The sequence below is a fragment of the Gracilimonas mengyeensis genome (assembly GCF_900182705.1).
In the GTDB taxonomy this organism is placed as follows: Bacteria; Bacteroidota; Rhodothermia; order Balneolales; family Balneolaceae; genus Gracilimonas; species Gracilimonas mengyeensis.
Genome location: NZ_FXTP01000011.1, coordinates 31,979 through 50,940 on the forward strand (window position 1 = coordinate 31,979; position 18,962 = coordinate 50,940).

The window sequence follows — 18,962 nt, forward strand, 5'->3', positions numbered from 1 at the left end:
TATTAAAGCTTGATATACGCTTTGGCAAAACGGTACAGATCTTCCTATCATCCGACCAATAAAAATCCGGAATTTATGAGCCTGACCTACACCAACTACCTGAAAATTGATGAATTGCTGGAATTGCAGCAGTTGAAGTCGGATCCGCCCGAACATGATGAAACCTTGTTCATCATCATTCATCAAACGTATGAACTTTGGTTCAAGCAAATCCTGCATGAGTTTGGAAAGCTTCGCAAGGAGTTAGAAGATGGGAACACATGGTCATCCCTGAAAACCATGCGCCGGGTACTTACCATCCTAAAAACCATGGTAGCCCAGATTGATATTCTTGAAACCATGACACCGTTGGAATTCAATAGCTTTCGTAAGTTTCTGGGGCAATCCAGCGGGTTTCAATCCCTGCAGTTTAGAGAGATGGAAATTGTATGCGGCCTTCGCTTTCCATTGATGAAGGAAGCTCATAAAGATCAACCTGAGCATCTGGAGATACTGGAAAAAAGAATGAACGAATCTACCCTATGGGAGAGTTTTTGTGCGTACCTGCGAACACGTGGATTTGAGGTTCATCCGCAGCGAGAAAACGAAAAAGGCTTGGTGCATAATCCCTCTGAAAAAATTCAGCAAGAACTGGTGAAAGCTATGAACGAAGACCCAGAAGCGGCATTGATCGCGGAGTTGTTTGTGGATTACGATGAAGGTTTGCAGGAATGGAGATACCGTCACGTAAAAATGGTGGAACGTACCATTGGTACCAAAAAGGGAACCGGCGGCTCGGATGGGGCCAAATATCTGCGAAAGACACTTAACCATCCCATATTTCCTGACTTGTGGGCCATTCGCTCTAAATTTTAACCAATATTATTAAACCGCAGAGGACGCAAAGTTCGCGAAGAAATAAAACATCCCACGCCCCTTGCGATTCTAACTCTTATTATATGAATGAAATTGATGCTTTAGCCAATAAACTGGCACCTCACTACTCTCACTTTGATGTAGCCAACCGGCTGCTTTTCACCGGTCACTCTCACCAGGCCTGGCCGGATGTGGCCCGGGAAGGGCAGCTGGAATATTTTGACGTTTGCGCCCGTGATGTGGATAACAAATGGGAGGCTTCTTTCGAAAAGACGGAAATTCTGCGCAATTACTTACGTGATTTCTATGATGACCCTGATGGACTGTACTGCCGCGAAGAAAGTACCCATGTGCTTTTTGTAAGCTGGATGAGCAGCCTGGATCTGAAGAACAAGCCCAAAATTGTAACCACCGACGGTGAGTTTCATTCACTCTTCCGCCAGCTTAAGCGAATGGAAGAGGAAGGCCTTGAGATGGCAGAAGTTCCGGTTCATCCCGATGAAAGTTTTGGCGAGCGCATCATCGATGAGATGGATGAACGCACTTCAGCCGTGATGCTGTCCCGGGTTTATTTTCAAAGCAGTTTCATCAATACACATCTTACCGAAATTGCAGCAGCAGCCCGGGATAAAGGAATTCCGGTTATGATTGACGATTATCATGGCACCAATGTGGTCCCTCTTTCCATCCGTGAGGCCGGACTGGAAGATTGCTTCATCCTGATTGGCGGCTACAAATACCTGCAATGGGGGGAAGCCAACTGCTTTTTGCGATTTCCCAAAAACTGCAATTACCGCCCTGCCATCACCGGCTGGTTTGCCGCCTTTAACTCTTTGGATAAGCCCCGAACCGGTGGCCCGGTAGAATATGATGATGGAAACCAGCGCTTTGCAAGTGGCACCTATGATCCCTCCTCTCAGTTTCGTGCCGCCAAAGTAGTTGAGTTTTTCCGAGAAGAAGGACTCACTCCCCAAGTTTTAAGAAAACAGTACAAAGCACAGGTTGGCTTATTGCGGGAACGATTTTTATCCAAAAAATTTGATCAGTCAGTGATTCGGCTGACCCATGAAGAACCGCTGGAGCAAAACGGTGGATTTCTTTCACTGACTTCTCCAAAAGCCCGAGACATCCGTGCCAAGCTTATGGATAACGGTGTTTATACCGATGCACGAGGTGAAATTTTGCGCTTTGGTCCCGCTCCCTATATCATCACGACACAAATTGAACATGCGATGGATAAGCTGGAGAAGGTGGTTAGGGAGATTTAACGCCTTGGCAATTGGGTACTTTGCTTCCACCATTGCACATCCCTCTGGATGAAAGCCAGGGCTTTCATCCAGTCTCCCTTCAAAGGGAGAATTATTGAATAGTACAGTAAAGATCGTTCAAGACTCAAGTGTGCAAACTTACATTTTCTGTTAATTCAGATGCTAAAATATACATCTGAACTCAACAAAAAGAATTCCCTCTTCGAAGAGGGACCGGAAAATCAGCCTGCTGATTTTGCAGGGGGATGTGCGATGACGACTTAGGACTTCCCTTCCTCCAAACGTCTCACAAAATCTTCAAGATACGTCAGCACATCATGCATATTTCTTTTGACGTCTATATCATCAACCCGTGCAAAAATAACTCCTAAAGCTTCAATTCTTTCTTGGCGTGCCTGATCATCTTTAAACTTCTCTGGGTTATCGTGAGTTACACCGTCAATCTCAATGGCCATCATCAATTCATGGCAATAAAAATCGACGATATAATCCAAAACAGGAACCTGCCGATGAAACTCTACTCCAAGGGCTTTTCCTTTGATCTGATCCCAAAGTAATACTTCACTGAGGGTGCTGTTCTTCCGTAACTCCCGGGCTAGCTTCTTTAGCTTTCGGTTATATGGAAGAATTTTGTTTGGCATAATGGCCTATTCTAAAGATCGAATTGTTTCCAGTATCGCACATCCCTCTGAATGAAAGCCAGGGCTTTCATTCAGTCTCCCTTCAAAGGGAGAATTATTGAATAGTACATTACAGGTAGTGCATGGCTCAAGAGTGATAACTTACATTTTCTTTTAAATCCGATGCCAAAATAAAATTGGAGTGTACCAAAGAAAAATTCCCTCATCGAAGAGGGACCGGAAAATCAGCTCGCTGATTTTGCAGGGGGATGTGCGATGGCGACTTAAGAATTAGAACCAGACACTTAACACCCCAATCACTCAAAAGAACCCACAAGCTCGTCTTCCTCAAAGCACTCCTGTATTTCTTTCTTCAGAAACGATACAAGAGATTCATTTCCGGCTATAATCCGCTGACCAAACAGCCAATCATTGCCACCCTTCCAATCAGTTACAACTCCACCGGCTTCCTGGATAATGAGCGTTCCGGCAGCTACATCCCAAGGGCTCAATCCGTACTCGTAGAAACCTTCAAAACGGCCGCAAGCCACGTTACATAAATCCCATGCAGCCGTTCCCGGACGACGTACCCCGTGTGTCTTTTCCATCATCCGGCGGAAAAGCTTCAGGTAGTTATCCACCAGGTTCAGGTTGGAATACGGGAAACCGGTCCCAATCAATGAAGCAGCAGGGTCGTTAGTTGGGGAGATGGAAATTGATTCGCCGTTCAGCCATGCGCCCTCTCCTTTTACAGCCGTAAACCACTCGTCATGAGCCACTTCCAGCACCAGGGCAACCTTAGCTTCCTGCTCATCCCAAAGTGCAATGGAAACACAATAAAAAGGAAAGTTATGGGCGAAGTTAGTAGTGCCATCAATGGGATCAATAATCCAGACACGGCCTTCCGGCAATGCTATTTTCTTTTGGGATTCCTCGGCGAGGATTTCATCCTCTGGAAAAGTCCCTTTGATAATTTCAATAATCTTTTTTTCCGCCGACACATCCGCATCCGTTACAAGGTCATTTTTACCTTTTAGCTTGATGTCGAAGGAAGCTTTGCTGGCGTATTCCCGAATGATGGTTGCTGCTTCCCGGGCTGCTTCTTTTGCCGTTTCTAATTCCCTTGTGTAGTTCAATCGTCTGTATTTAGTTCAAAATTTGTTGCTGAAAGATATCTACCTCTGCAGTTCATTTCCAATGGGTTTGGTAGTAAGGGAGAATTGAAGATTGAAAGATGGAAAATTGAAGATTTAACAAGGACCTATTACCGAACAATATTGAGGCAATCTTTAACTTTAGTTGGACAGTAAGATGAAATTAGTGCCAAAGATTATGCTAAGGAAGATAACGCGGATGACATAGAAAGAAGAGGTCATCACAGGAAACTTTATAACAACTGTTTTAAATCCAATAGTGTCCAAAGTATTTTCAGAAATTTTCATAATACCAATAATTCTGCCTTAGAAAAGATTTTTAAAATAAAAACTGAAACAACCCCATGATATGTTAACTGGATTAGTAAGATGAATACAGGCCAGTAAACTATCCCTCTTCGGAGAGGGTATGCGTAATGAGCTTGCTCATGAAGCGAGGGAGAGGGAAGCCAAGGGCTCGGACCGTGCTATAAAACACGAAAAAGCCACTGGCCACTACCCTCTCTGGTTTTTACGCAGCACAGGGCTGCGTAAAAACCGCTCTCTCCAAAGAGACACAGGATATGGGGCGATGAAAAAAAAGGTGTGAATAATTCTGACGTTTAGGACGCTATTACTTTAGAACCTCTAACTAAACCACTCTGCACTGAAAGCGCAGAGGTTTGGGTTGGGACTGAAAGTCCCGGTCTCCCCACCATCCCGGTCATCCATCCCGAATAACTCGGGACGATGGACCTTGCATTTTGCGGAGCATCTTCAACCAATTTCCTGAACTACATTTCCAGTGGCTCATGCGCTATTGCCACTGGTTGGTTGGCAATCATTTCTTGGCTAAGGTTCTTCAGCGGTAGCTTCAGAATGACCCTATGATCTTAGCCGTTAGATTTTTTCCGAATACTAAAGTGCTGCACTAAATGTGCAGGGTTTTAAACCCCGGAATGGGACCAATGAAAGTAATCGATAGATCTTCCGGGCCTGCCTAAAATAGTTAAGAATTAAGGCTTGAGATCACACCGTTATAATATCTAAAATAATCCGCCAAATCAGCGTCATCCGCGTTCAATTCAGATATATCCAGTACAGGAAATCAGCGTATGAATTATCGAATCTGTGAATCATAAAAAAGCCCCGAACAACTTAATGTCCGGGGCTTAATGCTTTTCAAGTTAATTGTATAAGATTAGTGTTAATCACAAATATCCGCGCTGCTGGCTGGTATCTCAAAGTTATACACTTTGTTGGTTTCAAATACTTCATGGATTTTTATCGCCTTCCCATCATAGGTGGTAGTGAAAGTGTATTCCTGGTTCGGTTCCATATTATAAGCCAGGAAACTTCCTCCTGTAAGTGCTTTTTCTTCCTCACTAAAAATGAATGTAGGTGATGTTGTGCGCCATGGTCCGTTCGCACCTGTCTTTCGATAATTAAGGGATGCTTTCAGATTTGTAATGCGCACTTTTTGGCTGTTATCCGGGCAGGCCAGGGTAAAATTCATCGTGGTTTCATCCACCATATTTGAGGGAGCAGAGAGCAGGAAAATTTCAGCCGTCGGGTTGTTCGCAAAACTGTGATTCTCAATCTTTGCAAATACCGGTTCAGTAATTTCTACCGTAAAGCTTTCGGCAGCCAGGCTGTTGATCTGGGTACTGTTGCTACCCGCCGCAATGTTAAATTCTTTAAGAATCCCGTTATTATACACTTTCCCTTTCACCGGTCCGGCCCAGCCATTTCTGTTTATGTTGATGGTAGCTGTGGTGGTAGAAGTTACATTTTGGTGAAAACCAAGGATACTTCCCGTTCCTGAAAAGTATCCGGAAATCACACCGGTTTGCGGATTAATGGTGCATTCTCCCACTATGCTTTGCCCGACAGATTTAGCCAGTGTAGCCCCTAAACCACCTACACCTGATACTGTGAAGATCACGGATTCATTGGGGTTAAAAGTACCCGCAAATACATTGAATGCTATAGAAGCTGGCGGAGTAAAAGAAATTGGAGAATTATTTTGTGTACACGTTCCAAAATATGCCCCACCGCTTTGGGCTTTTGAAGAAGTTCCGGCCCCTCCGCCTATACTGGCCGCTTGCCGGCCGCTGGCATCGGTAACCTCCATTACAGCCATAGCTAAGACGCGGGAAGTTTCATTGGCATTTTCTGCTTCAGGATAGTAAGGCAATGCCGACAGGCTTTCGGTAGTACCGGGGTCAAAATTCACTACTTCCACATTTAGCTCCCCCTGAAGGTCATTTCCATCCGCATCTTTAAAAACCAGGCCAGCCGGAATGGAAAGGGTTGTGGAGGACTCTTGGTCATCCGAAGCAGCCTCAATGTTCAGTTCCTGCATCGTGGCATTATCTGAACCCGTAGAGGTCTTAGCGGAAGTGCTGTTAATACCTTGTGGCGCATTATTCTTTTTGGTCAGCTTTACCCCAAAATCAGAGTCTCCTTCTTGGGTAATGCGAACCATTTTACTGGCAGGCAAATAGCCTTTGGCACGGAACCATACTTGCACCTCAGCCGGAGCCCCTTCGGAGGGTGTAATCCCATTATTAATCCCAAACCCCAAAATCCCTTCTTCCACATTTTGTGATTGTATAGGATCACTATACATATCGATGACATCTTCGCCATTTTGACCGGTAAACGAAGCGGTCACATCAGCATCAACCAGTTCACCGCTGGCTGCATCCGTTATTTGTACCGTAGCATAGGTGTTAATAGGCTCCAGGCCAATCAATACCACAAAATCATCTGCAGCGTCAGATAAAGCGGAAAAGTCACAGGCTGAAACCATAGCCACAAGTAAAGCGCACATAGCCATGCGCCTGAAGGTCATTTTTTGTTTCATTACGTCTATATTTGTACAAGTTTATTAAAGGAGAGCTCTCACCATCTGAGATAAGAAATGAGACAGGTTCTATCACTTAGCCTGGCTTTTGTGCCTGATTAAGTGGCGAAGATATTAGAGAATAGGTTTATTATTTACTTGTTTTTTCTTTTGCCTAAAGAAATTTTAATCAAATATGAAGTTAGCCAGCAGATTGCTGGCTAAGAACCCGCACTAAGTTCCACCATCAACCATCAAACAAATTTTTAAGTAAATCCTTACCCGTATCTTTTAAAGAATCTTTGATGATCTGTTGAATCAGTTCCATATCGGGACGAACCTGCGGATTTTGGGAGGTTCCGGTAATGGATAAGGGCACGCCAAGGGTGCCATCCTCACGCTGCAGGGCATCGGCTGCCCGTTGTGAAATCACCGAAGCAATACCCTTCTTGAACCGTTCAGGTAAAGAAATAGTCGCTTTAAAATTGATCTCATCATTAATCAGATGCTGAGTTCCCTCTAACTCCACTCCAATATTTCCACTGGTCAAATTGAAATCATCAAACATCAACACACCATCTGCTATGGAGTAAGTTGCTGTCCATTCATCCAGGGCTACATTTCTCAATTCCTGTATTTTTAACACTTCGGCTACTTTTACCTGGACCGGATGACCATTTAAGCGGGCTTTGGACATCCCAAAAGAACCTTCCGATACCGCCGTTTCCATTTTTGGCGAAAGCGAAGCTGCCAAATCTGAATTGTATTTGATATCTGCACTAAATGCGCCCTCAACATATTCATGGATGTTGCTGTCTTCTCCCAGAAAACTGGTTTCCCTGAAAAAAGCCGAGGCTTCCAGGCTGTCAAGCGATCCTGAAAAATCGATGTTGGTAGCTGTGGGTTCGGGCACTTTCCATACCATGTTGCCGGAAGCCGTTCCCCCAAACATGCTTAAATTTGCGTTCTTTAATGTAACTTCTTCAGGAGATAACGTCCCTTCTCCGGAGACCTCAGTGATATTTATTCCCAAAATTCTCATTGTTCCTATTTCAGCAGTAACCGCTCCATTCATTTCTGGAAGTTCAATGGGCACGGGTGCATCCGGATCGGTTTCTTCGTCCCAGTCAATCATTTCGTCCAGGTTCAACAACTCACTTTTATAGTCGCCTTTTACGTAGGGTAAATTTCTGGAAGCAGATTCACTCATCATGGCCAGATAATTGAGCAAAGACCCTGAGATTTGAATATCTGACGCTCCCAATTTCATGTAAAAATCAGGAAGTTGCACCGCTCTTGGAGAAACCGTCAACTGTCCGGATAAATCACTTACCGGCAACGGCAGAGAGTCGCCCCGGGCCATAACGTTCTCTACGGTAAGTCGGCCGTTTAAATCAATGTTCTGGGGATTTCCAGCCGGTCCCTTTGCTGACAGATTCAGGTTGGTCTTCCCTTCTAATTCACTGATGTACGGCTCCAAAGAATAGTACTTACCTACATCCTCTAAAAAGGCCTCACCCTTAATATTCAGGTCAAACACGGGGTCATCCGAAAGGTACTCGCTAATGCTGCCATCCAGTGCCAAACTATTTTGACCTGTTTTGAAAGAGGCGTTTTGAATTTGCAATTGACGTCCATTTATGGTCCCTTCAAACGTGATATCCCTGAGCGGTTCCCCTACCGATTGATGGGCCACATATCCATTTTTCAGGCTTACCGTACTGTTTTGCAGTAACTGCTGTATATCAAGAGTGTCCAATTTTCCACGCAGTACGATTTCGGAATTCAGATTTCCCCTTAGGCTCAGTGTATCCTCATCAATTGGGTAAAACTCTTTGATGGTTCCTAAGTCTGCAGCTATGTCAGCTGACACATCTATACTCCGGCTGTTTTCATCTAAAGGATTGGAAATTACACCGGCTACTGTCACGGTATTTCCAGCGGCTGATAATCCCGCGTTTTGGATACGGATTTGCTGCTGGGTAGCTTGTATCTCTGCTGAAATGTCTTCAATCGGACGTGCAACCCCGGCATATTTTAATCGTCCATTGCTGAGGCTCACCTGTCCGTCCAGCGATGATTGCTCCGGAGACTGTACAAAACCATTAGCCGAGACATCAATAGTTAATTGTCCTGCTAAATCCTCTATATCAAAATCCTGGATGGGATAAAATTGCTTAACCGTGGATAAATCCGCATTACCCATAATTTCCAAATCATAACCGGGGTTTTCTTCCATGGGATTATTGATCACGCCCGTAATAGAAACTTCATTGGTTGCTGCCACCGCATTAAAATTATGGATGGAAATCTGCTGATTGTTTGCCGTGAAAGAAAACTGAATATCTTGAATCGCTTCTGGCAAATCATTGTTTTTCAGGTAGCCATCCTCTACAGAAATGTCAAAATTGAAATCCGGAATCTGTTCTTCAGAAAATGCTCCTGAAATGGTACCCTCCAGGGCCAATGCTCCACGGGTTTCCAGCCCTGCAATGTATTCTTCATATTCGGGAGGAACCAGTCCCAACAGTGCCCCAAAATCATCCGAAGAACTAGAAATACTAAGATCGGTTTGAAGAGCCTCACTGCTCCAATTACTGATTTTTCCGGAGAGATTTAGTGCCAGTCCTCGTATATCGAGCTGACCCTCTTCGATACTCAGCAGTTCATTCTCCAAATCCAGAACCGACTGCTGATTAAAACTCAGCTGCATATTGCTGAGATAGTTTTCGCCCTGCATGTTTACGGTGAGATTCCCAACCTCGGACTCCAAATCCGTCTCAATCAATTCCGCATATCGCAGACCAAGTGTGGCGTTAAGTCCTTCTGCGGTAACCAGCATGGCTGAGGTTTCATCGGCATATCGCAGCTGACCGTTGTTAACAGTCAGCTCTGGGATACTCAGCGATAAGCTTCCTTCAGATGTTGTTTCCTCTGCGGGCTCACTCAGCAGAAAGTCAATATTGGTGGTACTGTCTTCATGCACCACATAATTGATTCTTGGTGAATTCAGAGTCAGTTCCGAGAGTACAATCTCGTCACTCAGCAACGGAATAATTTCAATAGAAACCAGCAACTCATCCAACACGGCCACTTCCTCACCGTCAGGATCTGGAAGTACAAAATTGCTCATGCTAATGCCCGCATCCGGAAAAGTGGTGAAAATACTCAATGACATATTACCCACTTCTACTTCGGTACCCACACTTTCATTAATCATGGGTACTACCATTTCCCGAAGCCGTTCATCATTAAAATAGATGCGTAACCCAGCGCCGATCAGAATCAGCACAATTAAAAAACCTGCTAAAATTTTTCCAATAAGTTTCATGATATCAATAGGTTTAATTGACTTCTAAAACAGCTTTTGAGATGGTATCGTTTATCCCTCTTTCCCCATCTATTCCAAAGCCTTATCGAATATACTATGTTTATGATTTAAAGCGGATGAGGTTCCCGGATTTTATTTTATTTGACAAAAATCATGTAATGAGCATGAGCGGGCACCTATCTCTCCAAGAGAGGAAATATGTTCATTCCTTTAAAGCTTTTGATTTAATTAATTCACCTGGCACATTCTTTATTTCAAACTTTAATCACGCCATGGAGTTTCCCCGCTCGGGCGGGGATTAAGGGGTGGGTGAATAGTGCCAAAGGCTAAACTGCCTTTCTTTAAAACGAATACATTGCATTTTCTAACAACTTGTAAACCTTTGCAACATCCACCCTCTCCTTAATCCTCTCCCGGGAGAGGAAACGCTTTATTGAAACATGAAGCATATGGACAGAATATTGCCACTAATTCCTTTCATTGATTTTAATTTAGACCTCCCCAACGAGCTTCCCCGCTTGGGCGGGGATTGAGGGGTGGGTTAATGTTGCAAAGGGCAACAATGTTTGTCTTTAACTCAAAACAGTAACCAAAACTTTATCTCAACTAATCCCCATTCCTTCTTTAATATCATAGAAAAAATGAGGATATTCTGTGCCTTAATTCTTACCAACAAAAATTCCTATGATTATTCCCATAGCAAGCGATCACGCAGGCTATCCCGCGAAAGAAATCACCAAAAAAATACTGGAAGATATGGGGCATGAGCCGGTGGATTACGGCACCCATTCTGAGGACTCGGTGGATTATGCCGATTTTGCCGTTGAAGTTGCCGAACGGGTCAACAACGGAGAATACGATCAGGGCATCCTGGTTTGTGGCAGCGGTCAGGGCGTTTGCATGACGGCCAACAAATATCCTAAAATACGGGCCGGCCTGGTATATAAAGCCGATGCTGCTAAAATGACCCGCCTGCATAACAACGCCAATATCATGTGCCTGCCGGGACGGGAATTGAACGAAGATCAAATCAGAGACATTTTGAAATCCTGGTTTGACACTGAATTTGAAGGCGGACGACACAAGCGCCGCATCGACAAAATTGAATCCCTAACCACCAAAAAGTAACCCACCGCTGATGAAATCCCTCCAAGAGCAAGATTCGCGCATCTTTGATTTGCTCGACCAAGAAAAAGACCGTCAGAACTACAACCTGGAACTCATTGCTTCCGAAAACTTTGCTTCAAAAGCTGTGATCGCAGCCATGGGCAGTACGCTCACGAATAAATATGCGGAAGGTTACCCCGGCAAACGCTATTACGGCGGTTGCGAAATAGTGGACGTGGTAGAAGATATAGCCCGCGATCGCGCCAAGGAATTATTTGGAGCCGATTGGGTTAATGTTCAGCCACATTCTGGTGCTACGGCTAATGCGGCCGTTTATCTTGCCTGTATGAAGCCCGGCGATACCCTGCTGGGCTTTGATTTATCGCACGGCGGTCACCTCACGCACGGTTCGCCTGTCAACTTTTCGGGCATCAACTACAACGCTGAGTTTTATGGTGTGGATAAAGAAACCGGCCGGCTGGATATGAATAAAATCCGGGAGCGGGCCCGCGAAGTGAAGCCGACCATGATTTCCATTGGTGCTTCGGCCTATCCCCGTGACTACGATTATGAAGCCTTCCGCAGCATTGCCGATGAAGTAGGTGCCCTGCTCTGGATGGATATGGCCCACACGGCCGGACTCATTGCTGTTGATTTACTCAACGATCCTCTACCCCACTCGCATGTAGTTACCACTACTACACATAAAACATTACGTGGTCCACGTGGCGGGATGATATTGGTGGGCAAAGACGGTGAAAACAGCATCGGGGTGAAAGCCCGAAAATCAGGCCGCACCAAAAACTGGAGCGAAGTATTTGACTCTGCCGTATTCCCCGGAACCCAGGGCGGTCCGCTGATGCACGTGATTGCAGCCAAAGCCGTGGCTTATGGAGAGGCCCTGCAAGACGATTTTAAATCCTATCAAAAACAGGTGCAGAAAAACGCTCAGGCCATGGCCGAGCAGTTCCTTGAAATGGGATATAACCTGGTTAGCGGCGGCACCGATAATCATCTGCTCCTGATTGATCTACGTAACAAAGGCCTGAATGGCAAGATTGCCGAGGAAGCGCTCGAGAAAGCAGCCATCACTGTAAACAAAAACATGGTGCCTTTTGATACGGAAAGTCCTTTTGTAACGTCCGGTATTCGTATTGGCTCCCCTGCTATGACCACCCGTGGGCTCAAAGAAGCCGAATTCAAGCGCATCGCTGAGCTCATTGATAAGGTACTGCAGAAGCCCGAAGACGAAGACAATCATAAAAAGGTAGAACAGGAAGTGCGGGATCTTTGCGACCGCTTTCCGCTATACGACTTTGTAACTGCTTAAGATAAGAAAGGACCTCCCCTTGGAAGAACGCCAAATTATGCAACCCGAGCCGCCCAAGGCCCAAAAGCCTGCCGACCGGACCGACACTATGTCTTTTCTGGAGCACTTGGAGGAACTTCGTTGGCGCCTCATCAAGGGGCTGCTTGGTGTTCTCGTTGGGGTGATAGTAGCATTCATCTTCTCCGACTTTTTTGTGGAAGATGTGATGCTGGGCCCAACGCGTGCCGATTTCTTCATGTACGATATCCTGCGGGTTGATGCGCTCAATTTTGAGCTACAGAGTCGCCGGCTGCCTGGGCAGTTTTTCACTTATTGGGGTACTCTTTTTGTGATGGGATTCATCATTGGGTCTCCTCTTTTTATCTATCAAATATGGGCGTTCATCGAACCTGCACTTGAGTTTAGGGAGAAGAAGAAATCACTGTTTAGCACGTTCTTCATCACCTTTTTCTTTTTGCTGGGAGTTTCTTTTGGCTACCTGGTGTTGGTGCCCTTCGCCCTGCAATTCTTCGCACAATTCCAGATTTCAGACATCATACGCAACGATTTTGATATCAATGCCTATTTTGGCTCGGTATCTATGTGGGTGATCGCCTGTGGTATCATTTTCCAAATTCCGGTAGTAAGCTATTCCCTTTCCAAGATTGGGCTCTTAACTCCGGAATTTCTTAAAACATATCGCCGGCATGCATTAATCATATTTTTGATTATTTCTGCTATGCTTACTCCTCCGGATCCCATTTCACAGATCCTGATTGCGATGCCGCTTACAGTGTTGTATGAGCTTTCGATTTGGATTAGCCGTTTTGCTGTTCGCAAACGCAAGCAGGAGTTAGCCGAAGCCATCGGTGGAACACCAAGTCAAGATTAAAGCGAGCACATTTCCTGTGGTTTTATCCGTTTCATCCGGTATCTTTGAGGCTGCATCATAATTTATCTTAATCTGCGTTGATGATAGAATTCAAGAAGACATCACGCAAAGCAACAATCAAATTACAGATCAATACATTAATGAAATTTATTTCTAAGTCAACGTTTTTAGTATTCCTGCTTATCTCAGCTATCTCAGTAAGTTCATGTGACGATGACAATCCCTATGAGATAGATTTGTCGGCTGTTCCAAAACCATTCGATATTAGCAACGCCATCTCATCCGATACTACCGATGATGGACTCATTATCCATATAATAGAAGAAGGCTCAGGTCAATATGAAGTAGACATCAGAGACGAAATAGACTTGTACTATACAGGCAGGTATTTGGAAACGATGGAAGTAATCGTCTTAAGCCGTAGCCCTCAAACTTCTTACATCAACGGAAATACTACCCCTTCCAACATCCCAAGCATCCCCAACAGCAGATTCGCTATTTTTGACGGTTTAGTTGAAGGAATTGTTGGCATGAAAGAAGGTGAAAAACGTGTTCTCATCATCCCACCCGAATTAGGTTTAGGAGTAGATGAAGATGGAAATGGAGACACTGCCCGCTATGATCTTGAATTGGATGAGATTGTACTTTAAGTAATTTTTTAAGGACAAGGTATAATCACCAGTCACAAATATTAAAAGAGGTCATCCCTGCGTAGGCAGTGATCTTATTGTTGCCGGTAATTCAATTGCCGAACCCCAAATTGTTTAGATTTTGGGCCTCCGCTTTGAAATGACCTTAAGGGCTGCAAAAGTTTCTTTCCCCTCCAACTCAAATTACCGCGAATCAATTCTTGCAGAAGTTCTTAAAAAGTAGGGTTCAGCCTGAACCATAACACGGGGGAGCGACTGGTGTTATTTAGGTCCCAGGCCAATTCAAACCGAAATGAGTTGGTGCCTAACCCAATGCCTCCGTTGTGTTCAAGGTCCTCGAATTTAAAAGCTGAAAAACCATCCAGGGCAGTTTTATTGTCTTCTTGAGTTTTTGTAACCCAACCGGAGTCTAAAAATAAGCTTAGGTAGAAATCACTGAAATCAATCCAGTCTCCAGAATGATTAAAACCGTAGGAAGAACCAAACTGAAGCTCAGCATTGCTCAGCAGCATTTTGTTGCCTCCTTCTCGTATACCAGGAAAAGTCTTGTATGGCATCGCCCGTAGCGATCCAGGACCACCTAACTGAAACTCTTTCATAAGTGGAGCCTCTCCCGTTATACTTCCCGCTTTGATCCGGTACTTGAGTACACCACCCGGTTCAAAATTCAGGTAACTAATCATTTGTGCCTCGTACTTGGTGTACGAGTAATCCGAACTGCTAAAACCAGGATCGGCCAGTTCCATAGTACCAGACAGCGCAAAGGTATAATGAGGCAACAAAATTAGTTTCTTAGGATTAAAAGCCGCCGAAAAGCCCAGGCTAGAAATGTTTAAGGTATCAACACTTCGGTTATTTATAATCTCTACAGGGGGATTTGGACGATAGTGATCACCCGAGCCAAACATATGGTAATCGGTTTGTTGTTCCAGGCTATTGAACCGGTTGTCATTATAGGAAGCACCGGCTTCAAATAACCTCCTGCTTCGCATTAAGAGATAAGCGCCCCAGCCTTTTTGCTGGTAATAATCCATGAAGTCATAACCGGCAAAAAAGGAAGTAAGACTTGTTTCAATATACCCAACCCTCCAGTAATCATCGGATGTGGTAGCATCGTAAATTTCAGCTCCTACTAAAATTCGATCGTTAAATCCCAAATAACGTTCCAGGCCGGCTTCGTAATGCCATTTCTCCTGTCCAAAAGAATACCCGAGCATACCATGCGGAATGATATTGATGATACCCAACAGGTTGTCATTATTATACCACTGCATGCGCTCTTTTCGGAAGCCCAGAAAAAGTCCATCCACCCGGTTAAAGTGAATCATAGGCAATGAGGGATATTGTCCGTATAAAGAATTTGAACTGTAGGGACCGGCCTCAAAAGCACCTCCAAAATCAATACCTTCATCATATAGGCGGGAAACATAGCGCTTGACCTCTTTGGTTTCAGTTCGGGCTGAATCTTTTGCCAGCTCATTATCCTTGGCTACAGTCTTCTTGTTCAGCAACTCGTCCAGGGGTTTTGAGAAAAAGGGATCGTTTTTAAAAGGATCTTCCTCACTCTCACTTGAAGTCTGAGCTACAGCTTGAACAGTGGCTATCAGCATAAACACAAAAAAAGAAAAAAGTAGCTTAATCCTCATCAGTCGTTCTTTTTATACATTCGGTGCCATACGGGCAGCATAAGTCAATGTTACAGCAAAGCTTGATAAGCCGCCACCCTTTATTTCCTATTTCGTTTTTGCTTTGAGGGCAACTAAGGTAATGTCGTCTTCCTGTATGTTACCGCCCGCCCATTTCTCGGCCAGACGCATAATCTCTGATATAATATCAGAAGCAGAACCATCTCCAATATCTTTAAAAACCTGTTCTATTCGTTCCAGACCCAGCTGTTCTCTTTCCTTGTTAAACAGTTCCATCAAGCCGTCACTCATCAATAAAAGACTATCCCCTGGTTGAACACTCAATTCCAGCTTTTGATAAGGAAACTCAACACGAGCCCCCAATGGCATTCCTTTCAGCAACACCTGACGCACGGTTCCTTGCTGGTTCTGGTAGTGCAATACGGGAGGCATACCCGCTGAGGTGTATTCAATGCTGTGCTGTTTACACTTCAGAAAAAGCATGCTCATAAACATCATCCGCAGGTTCATGTTTCTTATGCCTGAAGACATGCGCTGCAGCATTTCCACCGTATCATAATTATTAGCCAGAGTGTGGAAATAACTCTTAGCCGTAGCCACCATAATTCCTGCTTTCATGCCATGCCCCGTTGCATCGCCTACGGCAACCGTTAAAACATCCTCGCCCTTTTGTACAAAATCATAATAGTCGCCTCCTACTTCATGGGCTGTTTCCATAAACACGGCAATATCCCAGTAGCTGCTTTCGGGCACTTTCTTGGGCAACATGGAAAGCTGAAGGGCCCGTGCTTCTTCCAGCTCTTTCGACTTCCGCTCGTTTTCCGCTGTAAGCAACTCGTGTTCAATTTCTTTTTGTTTGTTGATGCGCTCCTGCTCCAAAGCCCGCTCGGAAAGGTGCTTAACTTCTTCCAGCTTGTATTTCAGTCGTTTGTTAGTCTGTGCAAAATCCCTTGAAAGGTAAATCGACATGCCAAAAATCAGGCCGGCAGAACCATAGAGATTTCCTAAAACCGGATCTCCGCTTATCACATCCAGGTTCGCCAACACCGTAAAAAGAATGCCTGCCACCAGGCACATCAAACCGCTGCCTATGATCCAAACGCCCTCCTTTTGTTTATAGAATGAAATCATCAACACCCGGATAATTTCCATCAAGCCAAGAAAAGCGAAGAGTTCCCTGTATACATCCAGGTTGCGGGCATCAAACCAGGTACCTATGGCCAGTCCCAAACCAATCACCCCAAAAATCCAGAATACTTTGGGGGGATTATCATAAAACAAACTATAACAGAAACGTAAGGCATACACGATGGTAAAAAGCCAGGCGATGAGCGAAACGCGGTAGTAGGAAATGGCCAGTAAAGGCGAATCGGAATAATTGGTTTGAAGGATCGTGAAGGTAAGAAGTGCCAGAAAAGCGGTAAAAAGCGCAAAAAAGAGATTCTGTTTGCCCGAGGGATAAAAGGCAAAAAGCAGCATGTGTATCACCGTAAAAGCCAGCAAGATTCCGGTATACAATACTTTAGACCAGGTGGTTGAGGTTGCCCCGCCAATGGAAGAGGCCACATGATAATCCAAATCTCCGATCAAAAACCTAAAGCCGGCTGTAAAACCGTACTCATTAAAGGAACGGGCGGCATGATTGGCAAAACGCACGGCAATTACATGCGTGGCTGTATCGGAAAGAACGATGGGCCGGGGACGGTTATCCCGATATGGTTTATACGATTCTTCAAATGCGGAGACTTCGCCCAGTTCATAGAGTAACTTTCCGTCCAAATAGATCTCCGAGGCCCCGTTATGCTGTTCAATCAATAATGCCAGCGGAAAATCAACCAGTGAAGAATCAACCTTGAGGTGCATCCGGAACCACCCAATGCCATTCCATTCAATAAAGGGCAGTTCCGAGGGACCAAGATAGGTACTTACGTGTTGCCAGGAAGAATCATCATAAGCCGGGGCCGCCCATTTTTTGTTGTCGCCCGCGTTGAATTTCCAGGAATCGGTGATATAGATAATTCGGTCTTCCCGGGATAAATCAGCAGCTGAAAGCTGAAAGGCATCTTCAGTATCAACAATCTGTGACATAGCTGGTACCGTCCAAAAGGCCAGGAATAAAGCAACCAGGAAGAAGCTGCTACCTGTGAGTTTTTTGCTATGTGATGAAGAGCCCTTCAAAATGGTTAATAAATACCCGTTTCTAAAGTTACCGTGCCATATTCTGTGACAAGATTAATGGTTGATCCGCCATTGTTGGATGTGCCCTCTACCATGTTGGATCGCTGTGTGCCTGTAAAACCAGGCAGTGCCGGGAAGTTGATTTTTGAGGCTCTAACCGCGATATCATAGCCGCCATCACGGGGTATATCCAGAAAGATATCACCCGCCGTAGTTTCCAAACTGATTCCCTGAGATACCTCAATAAAACTCGCTTTTATATTTCCTCCCTCAACTCGTGCCAACATAGAACCTGATATTTGCTCAGCTCGAACATTGCCCCCATTGGATCTTAACCTGATCTCGCCACCGCTTTCTGCAATATTGATATTGCCGCCTTCGGTTTGCCCATATATGGTTCCTTCTGATGTGCGGATACCAATATTGCCTCCTGAGGTATAAGCAGCGATCTTACCCACAGCATTACGCACTTCAATGTTTCCTCCGCTGGTTTTGGCCAATTGATCTCCCCTAAGCCCGTTAATGTGAATATCGCCGCCTGATGATTTCAGCTGTGTGGACATAGCTTGTGGCACAAATACTTTAAACGAAAATTTCATTTGGTCGCTAAAAAAGCCTGTCTCCTTCGACTTCTGCTCCACCGAAGCTACAATTTCATTGCCCCGTTTGAGCATCGTTATGCGGTAGTTGTCCAGATTTTTGGTATTCGACCAAAACGCATAGCCTCGATCTACATATAGCTCTATCCGTACTTTATGGGTATTGGGAGTTTCCTCTACTTCTACATCTCCCGCTAACGTAAACACTTTAAGGATTCCGGGCCCGTCCACTTCAAACTCACGGGTCATGTAGGGAGTTTCCTGAATAGTAGTCTCATGGAAAACAACAGAATCAGGCAGGGTTTTTGTAGCTGCAATACCTAAGTGCGGCATTGACAGAAGCAAAATGAGACCTAAAATATGATATGAGAAAAATGTCCTACTCAATTTTATAGATATCAATTAAAGACAGATAATAGCCTAATTGGTTGGCCGTACGAGTAAAAAAATAATTAGTTGCCCAGAAAGTTTATTGACCCGTAAACGATAGGTGCTTATTGGGAATAGATCAAATAGAATGAAATAT

The 18,962-nt window shown here is 44.7% G+C and carries 13 protein-coding genes; 6 read left to right on the forward strand and 7 right to left on the reverse strand.

Features of this window, described 5'->3' with window-relative positions; all coding sequences use genetic code 11:
• Positions 1-75: 75 nt before the first annotated feature.
• Together FN815_RS12735 and FN815_RS12740 are read left to right on the forward strand one after the other, a co-directional pair.
• Positions 76-855, forward strand: a complete 780-nt coding sequence (locus FN815_RS12735) for a tryptophan 2,3-dioxygenase (protein ID WP_142455028.1) — start codon at positions 76-78, stop codon at positions 853-855.
• An 83-nt stretch (positions 856-938) separates the two neighbouring features.
• The gene (locus FN815_RS12740; protein ID WP_142455029.1) at positions 939-2,123 is read left to right on the forward strand and encodes a kynureninase/PvdN C-terminal domain-containing protein; all 1,185 of its coding nucleotides are present in this window, start codon (positions 939-941) and stop codon (positions 2,121-2,123) included.
• Between the two features lie 260 nt (positions 2,124-2,383).
• Here FN815_RS12740 and FN815_RS12745 read toward each other — a convergent pair whose 3' ends face one another.
• The 4 genes from FN815_RS12745 to FN815_RS12760 all read right to left on the reverse strand — a co-directional run bounded on the left by FN815_RS12745 (position 2,384) and on the right by FN815_RS12760 (position 10,055).
• A complete protein-coding gene (locus FN815_RS12745; protein ID WP_185957292.1) occupies positions 2,384-2,764 on the reverse strand; it encodes an endonuclease domain-containing protein in 381 nt (126 codons plus the stop codon).
• Positions 2,765-3,060: 296 nt separating this feature from the next.
• Positions 3,061-3,879 (reverse strand): inositol monophosphatase family protein, encoded by an 819-nt coding sequence (locus tag FN815_RS12750; protein ID WP_142455031.1) that lies wholly within the window; start codon positions 3,877-3,879, stop codon positions 3,061-3,063.
• A gap of 1,204 nt (positions 3,880-5,083) precedes the next feature.
• A complete protein-coding gene (locus tag FN815_RS12755; RefSeq protein ID WP_142455032.1) occupies positions 5,084-6,745 on the reverse strand; it encodes a hypothetical protein in 1,662 nt (553 codons plus the stop codon).
• Positions 6,746-6,971: 226 nt separating this feature from the next.
• Positions 6,972-10,055: a DUF748 domain-containing protein gene (locus FN815_RS12760; RefSeq protein WP_142455033.1), complete on the reverse strand. Its 3,084-nt coding sequence runs from the start codon at positions 10,053-10,055 to the stop codon at positions 6,972-6,974.
• Positions 10,056-10,739: 684 nt separating this feature from the next.
• On the opposite strand from FN815_RS12760, the gene rpiB reads away from it, so the two are divergent.
• The 4 genes from rpiB to FN815_RS12780 all read left to right on the forward strand — a co-directional run bounded on the left by rpiB (position 10,740) and on the right by FN815_RS12780 (position 14,013).
• Positions 10,740-11,183: a ribose 5-phosphate isomerase B gene (gene rpiB, locus FN815_RS12765; protein WP_142455034.1), complete on the forward strand. Its 444-nt coding sequence runs from the start codon at positions 10,740-10,742 to the stop codon at positions 11,181-11,183.
• A gap of 10 nt (positions 11,184-11,193) precedes the next feature.
• Positions 11,194-12,492 (forward strand): serine hydroxymethyltransferase, encoded by a 1,299-nt coding sequence (gene glyA, locus FN815_RS12770; RefSeq protein ID WP_142455035.1) that lies wholly within the window; start codon positions 11,194-11,196, stop codon positions 12,490-12,492.
• 19 nt (positions 12,493-12,511) lie between these two features.
• Positions 12,512-13,363: a twin-arginine translocase subunit TatC gene (tatC, locus tag FN815_RS12775; RefSeq protein ID WP_246075281.1), complete on the forward strand. Its 852-nt coding sequence runs from the start codon at positions 12,512-12,514 to the stop codon at positions 13,361-13,363.
• A 140-nt stretch (positions 13,364-13,503) separates the two neighbouring features.
• On the forward strand, positions 13,504-14,013 hold the full coding sequence (locus FN815_RS12780; RefSeq protein ID WP_185957293.1) for an FKBP-type peptidyl-prolyl cis-trans isomerase: 510 nt from the start codon (positions 13,504-13,506) through the stop codon (positions 14,011-14,013).
• A 212-nt stretch (positions 14,014-14,225) separates the two neighbouring features.
• Here FN815_RS12780 and FN815_RS12785 read toward each other — a convergent pair whose 3' ends face one another.
• The 3 genes from FN815_RS12785 to FN815_RS12795 form a co-directional block, all read right to left on the reverse strand.
• Positions 14,226-15,659, reverse strand: a complete 1,434-nt coding sequence (locus tag FN815_RS12785) for a BamA/TamA family outer membrane protein (protein ID WP_142455037.1) — start codon at positions 15,657-15,659, stop codon at positions 14,226-14,228.
• A gap of 87 nt (positions 15,660-15,746) precedes the next feature.
• The gene (locus FN815_RS12790) at positions 15,747-17,747 is read right to left on the reverse strand and encodes a PP2C family protein-serine/threonine phosphatase (RefSeq protein ID WP_142455038.1); all 2,001 of its coding nucleotides are present in this window, start codon (positions 17,745-17,747) and stop codon (positions 15,747-15,749) included.
• A 95-nt stretch (positions 17,748-17,842) separates the two neighbouring features.
• The gene (locus FN815_RS12795; protein ID WP_142455039.1) at positions 17,843-18,823 is read right to left on the reverse strand and encodes a DUF4097 family beta strand repeat-containing protein; all 981 of its coding nucleotides are present in this window, start codon (positions 18,821-18,823) and stop codon (positions 17,843-17,845) included.
• Positions 18,824-18,962: the final 139 nt, after the last annotated feature.

What these genes read in the sequence shown, in the direction of transcription:
- FN815_RS12735 (WP_142455028.1), top strand. Translation starts at nt 76, where the DNA reads ATGAGCCTGACCTACACCAACTACCTGAAAATTGATGAATTGCTGGAA.
- FN815_RS12755 (WP_142455032.1), bottom strand. Translation starts at nt 6,745, where the DNA reads ATGAAACAAAAAATGACCTTCAGGCGCATGGCTATGTGCGCTTTACTT.
- FN815_RS12760 (WP_142455033.1), bottom strand. Translation starts at nt 10,055, where the DNA reads ATGAAACTTATTGGAAAAATTTTAGCAGGTTTTTTAATTGTGCTGATT.
- rpiB (WP_142455034.1), top strand. Translation starts at nt 10,740, where the DNA reads ATGATTATTCCCATAGCAAGCGATCACGCAGGCTATCCCGCGAAAGAA.
- FN815_RS12785 (WP_142455037.1), bottom strand. Translation starts at nt 15,659, where the DNA reads ATGAGGATTAAGCTACTTTTTTCTTTTTTTGTGTTTATGCTGATAGCC.
- FN815_RS12745 (WP_185957292.1), bottom strand. Translation starts at nt 2,764, where the DNA reads ATGCCAAACAAAATTCTTCCATATAACCGAAAGCTAAAGAAGCTAGCC.
- glyA (WP_142455035.1), top strand. Translation starts at nt 11,194, where the DNA reads ATGAAATCCCTCCAAGAGCAAGATTCGCGCATCTTTGATTTGCTCGAC.
- FN815_RS12740 (WP_142455029.1), top strand. Translation starts at nt 939, where the DNA reads ATGAATGAAATTGATGCTTTAGCCAATAAACTGGCACCTCACTACTCT.
- FN815_RS12780 (WP_185957293.1), top strand. Translation starts at nt 13,504, where the DNA reads ATGAAATTTATTTCTAAGTCAACGTTTTTAGTATTCCTGCTTATCTCA.
- FN815_RS12790 (WP_142455038.1), bottom strand. Translation starts at nt 17,747, where the DNA reads ATGTCACAGATTGTTGATACTGAAGATGCCTTTCAGCTTTCAGCTGCT.